The sequence below is a fragment of the Halpernia sp. GG3 genome (assembly GCF_052976925.2).
The window spans coordinates 463813-475293 of the sequence record NZ_JBRIIR020000017.1; the positions used below are offsets into that span (position 1 = coordinate 463813).

An 11481-nucleotide genomic window follows, 5' to 3' on the forward strand; every position below is an offset into this window, starting at 1 on the left:
AACAAAATAAGAATGGCTTGAAAATTAATTTCCAAGCCTTTTTCTTTGCGATAAATCTTCTATTTTTTAATAAATTTCACTTTTGTTGTTTCTCCATTATTATCAATTGAAATAATATAGATACCTTTTAATAAGCCAGAAACTTGAACTTTATTATTCCGTATGTTTCCTTTCGCAGCGATTTGTCCAGACATGTTATAAATAGAGTAGATAGCATTGTTGCTTACTTTGGTAATATTTAATACATCAGAAGCAGGATTTGGATAAATCTGCAAACCTTCATTTTGCGGCACATCATTAACAGAAAGTGAACCGGTAATTTTCACAGAATAATCTTCAACTTCACCATACTGAAATCCTGCACATGCTGAACTTTGCGTGGGTTGGTCGGACAAAATAACTCGCATGCCCAAAGGTTGGTTTCCTGTATAAGCATTTGCGGGTACAGAAAATGCGGTTGTAGCTACTGTTGTTTGATCATTATTGGATGACATGATTTGCTCACTGTCTTCAAAAATACCATTTCTATTAAAGTCAACCCAAGCATAAACCGATTCATTGTAAGGTGTGCCCGACCAAGCTTTAGTAACATTCAAAATATTTCCTGAAGTGTTAGCCTTTAAGTTAATTATTTTAGAAGCATCTGCGGCATAAGAGGTGTAATTTGAAGGACCCGAATTATTAATTAAAGATACGCCTCCAAGTGGTAAAACCTCAACTTTAGAAATATATTCAAAATTACTGCTCGATGAGGCATTTGCACAATAGGAAAACAGTAATGTTGTGAAGTTTTGAGAAACACTGTAATTTCCTGCAGTGCCAGAACATACTGTTGCGACCTGAAATTCATACTGGACGTTATCTACCAAATTTGTTAAGTTTATAAAGTTAACAGAAGTGTTTACGACAATCCATTCCGCAGCGCCGATTTTACGATATCTTGCGATATAAGTTGCAGATGTAGTTGGATCCCATAAAACCTTAACGCTGTTGAAGCTGATTGAGTTAAAAGTAATGTTTTTCGGTGGTGTGCCATCGCATGCTGCCGGCTGATCATTCACAGTAAGTTCTTTAATGGTATAGAAAAAATTTCCTATTGCTCCAATTCTAAGTTTTACTTTAGAGCCAATTAATAAGCTTGGGAAACTGAAGTTTTCTGAACCATCATTTGGTGTGCTGGCAGAAAGAATGATCCAATTATTACCATTGTCTACAGTATAATCTATTTTTACATTGGCAACCAAATATGGAGTAGCAGAAGTATTAGCGACATCCCAAGTTACAGGACCAGCTAAATTTTTATAAATATTTTGAGATAAAATGCTAAAAGGCCCGTCATTTCCTACAATGATAGTTTGCAAAGCGTTCTGTGTTTGTAGATAACCAGGATTTGAAATGCTGTTATCTCTGACGGTTATTCTGAAATTTGTTTTTCTTGCTACTTTTGACACGGATTCCCAGGTTTGTAAGGAGTTATCTAAAACACCCGCTAAAACGGAGTTTAATGCCGGGAAGTATCTTACAGGATTTGAACTGGGTTTTTTTGACCTAAAACTTGCACCAGTTAGAGTTAATCCTAAATTATTTTCATTTATTGGTTCTTGGGCAGAGTCTACCTGCTCCCAGTCGTAAGTGATGGGGTCATTCTCAGGGTCGGTTGCGCTCGCTGTCAGGACAAAAGCAGTTCCTTTTGGTATATTATAAGTTGAAAGCGCAGCAATTATTGGAGGATTATTAGGGATTGATGTAATTGTAGCACAAGCTCTTGTCACTAAATTATTTTGAATTTGAATTAAACTAGCTACTGAAAAATAAGCATCAGAATGCGCCTGAACATCTGTATTTGGCTGGCCTGCAGAATTTGTAATTCCTGCGTAACCCATAATAGTAGAGCCGGAACCTGGTTCGATATTAACGCCTGCGTTTTCTATTTGGAAGGAAAAAGTATGGTTGCCTCCCAATTGATGTCCCATTTCATGTGCTACATAGTCAATATCAAAAGTATCACCAAAAGGTTTAGCATCTGCAGGGGAAGTAAACGCAGAGCCTTTATAGCTGTCATCTGCTCCTCCACCTGTTGATAAGGTATTATTACAAACGCAGCCAATACAACCCGCATTTCCACCGCCGCCAGTTGCGCCAAAAAGATGTCCGATATCAAATGCATTGTCACCAGGATTTGCATGTAAAGTATTCATCAACTCACCGTTCCACTTTCCTTTTGCTCCAGTTGAGGCAGGTGAATAAGGATCTGTGTTTGCATCAGTATAGATCAATGATGGATAATTCTGTAAAATTAAATGAACAGAAAACTCATTTTCGAAAACACCGTTTACGCGCGTCATTGTTGCGTTTATTGCAGTTAATGCGCCCGCTACACCACCGAAATAGGATGTGTATTCACCAGTGGTAGAAATTGCCAAGCGTAGTGTTCTATACTTTCGGTCAGAACTTTTAGTAAAATTTGTAGGTTGATTAAATAAACTTTTTCCATTTTTAAAAAGTTTATTCATCTGTTCCTTTGAGGCTATGTTTTCACTTGTGCTACATAAGAAAGGTTTTTCTCCAGTATTTTTTGTTTTTGCATGAACACCATAGACAGACTTGTCCGTATTTTGAGGTTCAATAAATTCATATGCACCATCTTTGATTATCATAGATTGAAAATCATTTAAGGCTACTGAGAATCTCACATATTTTGAAGGATCATCAACACCAACACCGACATATGAACCTAGATTGTATTGGTCTGCTAAAGATTTCACCATCACAGGAAAGCTGTAAACTGCAAATCTTTCGGTTTTCCCATCTAAAGTTGGTAGATTTATAATAACGGCTTTTGCGTTTTTACCTGTTTCTTCCGCAGAACTTAGCGACGCACGTAATTGTTTTAGATCTAAGGAATAAAAGTTTTTTACGTTGCTATTTGGTCTCAATTTTTCTCCTCGCATTGTTGCAGGATTCCATTGGGCAAAATCCATTGAAACCATTAAAATGCAGAATATAAGTGTAAATATCTTCTTCATGAAGTTTCTAATTTTTTAAAAATCAAAAGTATATATTTTTCAAATAATATTATTATTGATTTAACAGAAAAAATTATTTTTATTTATGATACTCCATTAGATACGAGAAAGAAATTGTATTTGGATGTAAATAATAGAGAAAACACTTCAAGAATTTGATTTTCTCATGTTATTAATTTTCAAAAAATAATTGGTAGGGTTTAAATTTAATTATTTCTAAAATTTGTAAGCTAAATTCCAGGCAAAACCAAAATTAAATTTTGCACCACTCTTCCCAAAACCGGGCACAATTAAAGGTACAATTTCATCTTGTTTAGTGCTGTATGCCAAATATTTCGGTTGAATATTTACATCAATGTAAAATTTTGAGGCAAAAAGCTGAACGCGACCACCAATTGTGCCTTCTAACCAATAAGAAGACTGAGTGGAAGCAGGAAATCCCACAGAAACATCTCCACCTTGAAAACCACGAACTGGCACGGCAAAATATTCCTGGTTGTAATAACTTCCAGCTAATTTTCCACCGGCATAGAAGCCGTTTTCCTGGTTTTCATTATCAACAGCCAACATATAAAATGCTCCAACTTTTACAAAAGGACCGTTAACTTTGGCATTATATCCGTTCTTTAGATAAATGTTTTTTTCATACCCAGCTTCGGCAATGAGATGGAATTTTTTTCTATACGCGGTAGAAATGAATCCCTGAAATAATTTTCGGTCAGCAAATGCGGAAACTCCAGCGTTTACCACATCAAAACCAACCATAAGGTTGGGCTTATATTTTTCTTTAACTTTAATTGTGTCTGCTTTTTTTTGACCAAAAACGACCATTAGGCAACAACTAAAAAATAAGATAGAGAGAAGTCTTTGCTTCATTTGTAATTTGGGTTTGAGTTTGCTCTAAATTTAAAACGGGTTTACTTTTCACTAAAATCGAGCTGATGTTGTCATAGGTTTTCTTAATGCCACACGCAGGCGAGACATACTGAGATTTAGTTGTATAATTAATTCTAATTTTAGAAGAATCACCTTTTGAAGCTAATTTCACGTAAATATCGGTATAAGGCGCATCATCTACCCGAAGCGGAATCACAATAGAGTCCGTAGGGAACTTTTGTTTTAAAACAGATTTTGCACCTGCACCAAAATCTACACTAACAAAAATACTGTCTAAAGTTTTTAATTTAAGATTGTCCTGACTTTTAAATTTTAATTTTATCCGTGGCGTGGCTTCACCGCTGGTACAAATATCGTCATCAGAGTTGCACGAAGTAAACAAGAGCGAAAAAATTGAAAAAAAAATTAATTTCTTCATGTTTTTACTTAGCGTGAGGTTCTAAAATATCATTAATTCTAAAAAGCAAATCTTGATAATGGTATCTATTTACCGCATTAGAATCATTGGTCTTACTTTCAAGATCTTTTTTCAAGTCATATAAATTTCCTCTCACAAAAGCTGGGATATCGGAATTGTCCGCAATCTCAGGTTTAGTATTAATCAGATTTATCAATGAATTAACATAATTTCTTTGTAAATTTCTTTTGTAAACATCAGGATTTGAATCTTGAAACATATCGCCTTTCAAATCACTTAAATATGTTGCTAAAGGATATGCGTCAGAGTATGTCACTTCAGATTTATACATTTTGTCTAAAACTTTATCATTTAAAATCCGCTTTAAAACAGAACTTTGTAAATCCTCAACTACTGTGATGGCGTCCATATTTGTTTTTTTGAAAACATTATCATCCAATAGCCAAGTGGGTGTTTTAAATATTTGATTATTTAAAAATTCTAAGGCTCTCTTCTGATCTTCTTTTGCAACAACTTCGTAAACCACACCACTTTGTTCCTGTGTTTTTGGAGTTTCCATTTCGCCGCCGATGTATTTTGAAACGTGACCGAGGTATCTTTTAAATTGTCCTGTAACTTGGCTGTACATCATTCCTAAGTTATCATAATCTTCATTGGGTTGCGCCGTCCATTTATCCAAATGCGTCATGATCGTTTGCAAATTTTTAATACCATAAGTGTTAGCAATCATCGCATCATCTCCAACTTGCTCACTTTGTGAACGTGGATCAAAATTATTAGATTCTGTTCCAAACCAAAGTCTCTGATTTTTAAGCTTGGTAATCACCCATTTATTTAAATAAGTTTTTTCAGAATCTGGGGTTTTGAAATTATAAAATCTCTTGTAGCCCCATTCGATCGCCCACTTGTCATAATCACCAATTCGCGGCATTAAATTTACCGGCGAAATGTGATCTTCTGGTTGTGCCACATAATTAAAACGGGCATAATCCATAATGGAAGGCGTGTGTCCATTTTTTGTAAGCCAGTTGTTATCACGTAACTTTTCAACAGGAACCGTAGAGCTTGAGCCAAAATTATGACGTAAGCCTAAAGTATGACCAACTTCATGCGATGATACAAAACGGATTAACTGTCCCATTAAAGCATCATCAAATTCGATTTTTCTCGCTCTCGGATCATTAGGAGAAGCCTGGACAAAATACCAGTTTCTTAACAAAGACATCACATTGTGATACCAATTTATATGACTTTCTAAAATCTCGCCCGTTCTTGGATCCGCAATTGAAGGTCCGGAAGCATTGGGAACATCGGATGGTTTGTAAACAATACCAGAAAATCTCGCGTCTTCAAGACTCCATTCAGGATCATCTTTTGCGTTTGGCACTTTAGCAATAATCGCATTCTTAAAACCAGCTTGTTCAAAGGCTTTTTGCCAATCATTAACACCTTGAATTAAAGAAGGCACCCATTTCTTTGGCGTTGCAGGATCAATATAAAAAACAATTGGTTTTGCAGGTTCAACTAATTCACCTCTTTTGTATTTTTCAAGATCTTCTGGTTTCGGTTCGAGACGCCATCTTTTAATTAATTCTACTTTTTTCACACCTTGTGGATCAAGATCAAAATCTGTGTAACCAACGGTGAAAAAGCCGACTCTTGGGTCAAAGTAACGCGCTTGCATTTTATTATCCGGCAGTAAAACTAAAGATGTATTAATTTCAACTGTGTAATTTCCGCTAATTTCAGGTTTGTCGATTCCCGGTAAAACTTTAAAATCACCCAAAGTTCTGGCGAAAGTTTTAGTGGTATTGATCTCAATATTTTTAGGAAAAGATTTTACAAAATTCACAAAAGATTTATCTTTTTGTATAGCGCCTACTTTAAAACCTTTTTTAAGGCGTGTATCAAAGGAAAACAAGTCACTGTCTGCGTTTATTACAGAAGTAATTTCTATAACGGAAGATTTTTTTTCTTTGTTATATGCTCTTATATCCAATGCTTCCACGATTGACTGTTCATTATTTCGGGAAACTGACGCATACATTTGCGAAGTGGAATCTTTTGCGTAATCTACATAAGAAATAGAACGCATAAAGATTTTGTCTTCCGGTCCTTTTTCAAACGTAATTACATTTTGAGAAATTTGGTCGCCTGCATAACCTGACATTCCAGAGCGCATTCCTGCGGCAGCTTTTGTTAAACGGCTTACCAGAAGAAATTCTTTTTGCAACATAGTGTCAGGAATTTCCAGGTAGTATTTATCATCAATTTTGTGCACATCAAAAACACCCGTATCCGTTATCGCTTTCGCAGTAATCACTTCTTTGTAAGGTTTTATTTTTATAACCGGCTTATCTTTTTTTGAAATAGAATCTACTTTCTTTTTTACTTCTGCTTTAACGGAATCTGTTTTCTGTGCAGAAATTTGCCCGGAAAAAATGAAGAGAGATAAAATGATAAAAACGAATTGATTTTTCATGTTACTAAATTAGTTTAAACTTTAAAAAAGGGATTATTATTTTTTTATTAAAAGTGCAATATTTTCTACATGATGTGTTTGCGGAAACATATCTACCGGTAAAATTTTCACTAAGATATAATTTTCTTTTAAAAGAGCCATATCTCTAGCTTGAGTTGCCGAGTTACAACTGACGTAAACAATTTTTTGTGGCGCTAAATTTAAAATTTGTTCCACCACTTTTGCGTGCATACCGTCTCTTGGTGGATCAGTGATTAAAACATCAGCTTTTGGATGATTTGCTAAAAATTCTGGTGTAAAAATATCTTTCATATCACCGCAGAAAAATTCACAATTATCTAAACCATTAAGTTTTGCGTGTTCTTTTGCCGCGGCAATTGCTTCTGGCACAGATTCTATTCCAATTACGTGTTTTGCTTTTCGCGCGACATATTGTGCAATAGTTCCGGTTCCTGTGTACAAATCATAGACGACATCGTTTTCTGAAATTTCTGCAAATTCTAACGTTTTTCTATAAAGATTTAAGGCTTGTTGATAGTTGGTCTGAAAAAAAGATTTCGGACCGATCTTAAATCTCAAGCCGTCCATTTCTTCCATTATAAAACCATCTCCGTGGTAAATTTGTATATCTAAATCGTAAATAGAATCATTTTGTTTCGAATTTATAGCGTAAACCAACGTTTTAATTTCAACAAAAGTTTCAAGTAAAAAATTAAATAACTTTTCTCTATTTTCTTTTTCTTCTCTGTAAAGTTGAAATAAAACCATCCACTCTCCCATAGAATTTTGCCGTAACATCAAGGTTCGTAAAAAGCCAGATTGATTTTTAACATCAAAATAATCTAAACCATGCTCATCTGCAAATTTCTTTACCGCCAATCTTATTTGGTTAGAAGGTCCTTCTTGCAACCAACATTCTTTTAGGTCTAAAATCTTGCTCCACATTCCAGGAATATGAAACCCCAAGGCATTTTTATTATCAATTTCTTCTCCAGAATTTATTTCATCTAACGTCAGCCATTTAGCATCAGAAAAAGAAAATTCCATTTTGTTTCTATACCAATACTGTTCATCTGCACCTAAAATTGGCAAACATTCAAAGTCTTCAAATCCACCAATTCGTTTTATATTATTAAAAACTTCGTCTTTTTTAATGTCTAGCTGTTTTTCGTAACTAAGGTTTTGCCATTTGCAACCGCCACAAACACCAAAATGTATACATTTTGGCTCTACCCGAAATTCTGAGGGTGTAATTAAATTTAAAACATCGCCTTCAAAATAATTGCTTTTAGATTTTCTTACCTGTACATCTACAACATCACCGGGAACCGCACCTTTCACTAAAACTGTTTTACCTTCCGGTGTTTTACCAATCGCCACACCTTTTGCGCCGGCGCCGTAAATGCTGATATTATCCAGAATAGGGTTTGGTCTTTTTTGCTTCATTTTAAATTTTTATTAAAAAAAAACAGGCAAAAGCGCCTGTTTTATAATTTGACTTTCCGGTATAAATTTCGGAAAATATTTTTAATTATTTTGTTGGTTGCGCCTGAGGTTGTGGCGTTTTTTGTGGTGCGGCATTTGGCTGCATTCCAGGCATCATTTGTGCTGGATTTTGTGGTGCCATTTCTGGTGCTTTTAAACCGGAAACTTTATTTAAAATTGAAACAATTTCTGGATCACCTAAGTTTACAAAATAATGACCGGCAATTTTACCATCTTTATCTAAAACTAAGAAACCAGGAAGTTTAAAACCATAAAGTCCAAAGCTCTTTGCAAAGTCAGAATTGACGCCGCCTTCTGCGTAAGCATTAATTCCAGGTAAACCTTTTAGCATTGCGCTGCTGCTTTTTATAAATTGATCTTTGCTGTCATCTAAATTGATATAGGAAAAATTTACTTTGGATTTGTAAAAATTAACAACTTCTTTTAAAACAGGCAAAGTAGATTCTGCCATGCGCGGATTCCATGACGCATAAAACATTAACAAAGTTGGTTTTCCTTTTAAACCAGAAAGGCTGTATTTAGAGCCATCCGCTTTTATTAAGTCACTTTTTGGAAGTACATCACCTTCCTTTAAACCACTGATCACGAACTCAATTTGTTTTAAATCTTTTTTTACAGTTTCATTTTTAATCTCTGAATCTATAATTTTGTTCACCTTTTCATTAGATTCTTTTGTTCCGCTCATATTAAGATCAGACTGTGAAATAACGTAGGCTAAAAGATAATCTTTGGTAGTTTGAGAAAGGTCTTTTTTTGATTTTAAAAGTTCACTGAATATTTGTGATGTAGTAATAGAACTTGTGGGATTGTGTACAGCAGAGTATTTTTGAAATTCAGCGGTCATGGTACTCAATAAATAATTTCTGTATTGGGGATGATTCTCCACTAAACGGTCATTATTCTCTTTTAAACTATTTTCATAATCGGTAAAATTTTTAGAAACTTTAAATGATGGATTTTGAATGGATTGGCCATGGTTAACTTGATATTGATTTAATAATCCAAGTAAACTGGTCGTTAACTCATCTTTTTTCCATTCGATAGCATCCTTATCAGCACTATATTTTTTGGCATTCTCGTCAATATTTTTTGTTAGATCAGCACCTATTTTTTTAGTTTCTGTCAAAAATGCAGGTTCACCTTTCATAATGATTTCCTTCATGCTTAGTTTTGTAGCATAGCTGTCTAAAAATATTTGTGAGTTTTTAATGAAGTCATTATTATTTTTAGCTGCTCCGGTTATAGCGTAACTTGTAGGAAACTGCATTGCATCTCCCGTTATTTCTGCTTTCTGGCCACCTTTAAGGTAAATCATACCTTGTTTTCCGCCGTAGGTGATAACATACATGCCATTTTTCGGTGCATCAAAACTTCCTTCGAAGTTTCCGTTTTTATCTACTCCTAAATTTACTAAGGGTAGAGTAGCAACGCCTGAAGATTCTATAAATTCTACGCGTTCCAAAGGATTTGCGTTAGTAAGTTTGCCTTTAACTTCTACTTTTTTTGAGCAAGAAGTTAAGAAAACTGCCAGAAATAAGACTGCGACAAATTTAAATGCAGCAGAAAAATTGATTTTGTTTTTTAAATCTTTAAGTATCATTTTATTGAGTGAATTTTAATTTTGCAAAAGTAAGTATTTACTTTATAATTTGGTGGTTTTTAATTAATTTTAAGTAAAATTTATCGTTTGAGAAATTACAATCAATCATATTATCTACATGTGGACTTATAATTTTAAATAAAAAAAGCCATTCAAAATTGAAAGGCTTTAATATTTTTGAAAAGCTTTTGATTAATCTAAACTTGCCGTAAAATATTCACGGTTCATTTTAGCAATAACGCTTAAACTTATTCCTTTTGGACATTCTACTTCGCAAGCTCCTGTATTTGAGCAGTTTCCGAAACCTTCTTCATCCATTGCGTTCACCATATTTAAAACTCGGCGTTTTGCTTCGATTTTACCTTGTGGCAAAAGTGCTAATTGAGTCACTTTTGCACCTACAAATAGCATGGCTGAGCCGTTTTTACAAGTTGCCACACAAGCGCCACATCCAATGCAAGCGGCTGCGTCCATGGCGTGATCTGCATCTACCTTCGGGATTAAAATACTGTTCGCATCAGTTGTGTTTCCGGAAGTATTTATTGAAATAAATCCTCCTGCAGCCATTACTCTATCAAATGCAGAGCGGTCTACCACTAAATCTTTAATTACAGGAAATGCAGCACTTCTCCAAGGTTCGATGTGAATGATTTCACCATCTTTGAAGTGACGCATGTGAAGTTGGCAAGTCGTCGTTCCCGTTTCCGGTCCGTGTGGTCTTCCATTAATATACAGAGAACACATGCCACAAATCCCTTCACGACAATCGTGATCAAAAGCCACGGTTTCTTTTCCGGCGTTTATTAATTGTTCATTAAGCATATCCAACATTTCCAGGAAAGATGAATCTGTAGAAACGTCTGAAATTTTGTGGGTTTCAAACTGCCCTTTACTTTTATTATTTTTCTGTCTCCAAATTTTTAAAGTCAGATTTAAATTTTGTTTAGCACTCATTTTATAATTTATTAGAGTTTATCTTGTTGGTTTATCAGCATTTTCAAACTTCATATTGGATTCTAAAACTCTTATTTTTTTAGAATTACTTTTCTTCAATTCATCGTATTTTTCTAAACCTTTTTTTACATTTTCACTTTTATTGTCATTTGGATGAGTGAACAAAACTTTAGAATCACTTTTTACTGCCCGGTAAAACAATTTTTTATCTGCAAAAACTGTTGGGTTTAAAGGTTTTAAATTTACTCCAGCTATGAACATTCCGGTTTGACCTTCAGCATTAAGGACATAGACAGAATTTGCTTCCAAATTAGCATCTATATAATCTCTGTTTTCTGAAGCTGCCCAAAATGTATGCTGTCCCGGTTCACACTCATAGACTAAATATTGGTCGCCCGCTATTGCGCCTAAATAAGTTTCCTTATCATAAAATCTAAAGTTATACATGAAGCCAGCACCGGATCTCACGATATAAATTAAAGATTTTCCTGCAGCTGGTTTTGCTATAGCTTGACTCGTAGTCTGCTGAGAAAATACGGATAGCATTCCAAAAATCAGAAAAGAAAATAGTGTAATTTTTTTGATTAAATTCATCTCT

General features: G+C 34.6%; 8 protein-coding genes. All 8 read right to left on the minus strand.

Annotated features, from left to right (window positions below):
• Positions 1–59: 59 nt before the first annotated feature.
• Positions 60–3026 carry a reprolysin-like metallopeptidase gene (locus ACVBED_RS11590; protein ID WP_447120430.1) on the minus strand — a complete coding sequence of 989 codons (2967 nt, stop codon included), beginning with the start codon at positions 3024–3026 and terminating at the stop codon, positions 60–62.
• A 216-nt stretch (positions 3027–3242) separates the two neighbouring features.
• Positions 3243–3902, minus strand: a complete 660-nt coding sequence (locus tag ACVBED_RS11595) for a DUF6048 family protein (RefSeq protein WP_473095031.1) — start codon at positions 3900–3902, stop codon at positions 3243–3245.
• Complete coding sequence (locus ACVBED_RS11600) at positions 3868–4341, minus strand: DUF6452 family protein (protein ID WP_447120432.1); 474 nt, start codon at positions 4339–4341, stop codon at positions 3868–3870. Before ACVBED_RS11600 ends, ACVBED_RS11595 begins: the two co-directional genes overlap by 35 nt.
• 4 nt (positions 4342–4345) lie before the next feature.
• Entirely contained in the window at positions 4346–6823 is a 2478-nt protein-coding gene (locus ACVBED_RS11605; protein WP_447120433.1) for a zinc-dependent metalloprotease, read from the minus strand.
• A gap of 36 nt (positions 6824–6859) precedes the next feature.
• Positions 6860–8269, minus strand: a complete 1410-nt coding sequence (gene rlmD, locus ACVBED_RS11610; RefSeq protein WP_447120434.1) for a 23S rRNA (uracil(1939)-C(5))-methyltransferase RlmD — start codon at positions 8267–8269, stop codon at positions 6860–6862.
• 85 nt (positions 8270–8354) lie between these two features.
• Positions 8355–9929 carry a TlpA family protein disulfide reductase gene (locus ACVBED_RS11615; RefSeq protein ID WP_447120435.1) on the minus strand — a complete coding sequence of 525 codons (1575 nt, stop codon included), beginning with the start codon at positions 9927–9929 and terminating at the stop codon, positions 8355–8357.
• A gap of 192 nt (positions 9930–10121) precedes the next feature.
• Positions 10122–10883: a succinate dehydrogenase/fumarate reductase iron-sulfur subunit gene (locus ACVBED_RS11620; protein WP_447120436.1), complete on the minus strand. Its 762-nt coding sequence runs from the start codon at positions 10881–10883 to the stop codon at positions 10122–10124.
• A gap of 18 nt (positions 10884–10901) precedes the next feature.
• Positions 10902–11477, minus strand: coding sequence for a hypothetical protein (locus tag ACVBED_RS11625; RefSeq protein ID WP_447120437.1), 576 nt, complete (start codon positions 11475–11477; stop codon positions 10902–10904).
• Between the last annotated feature and the right edge of the window lie 4 nt (positions 11478–11481).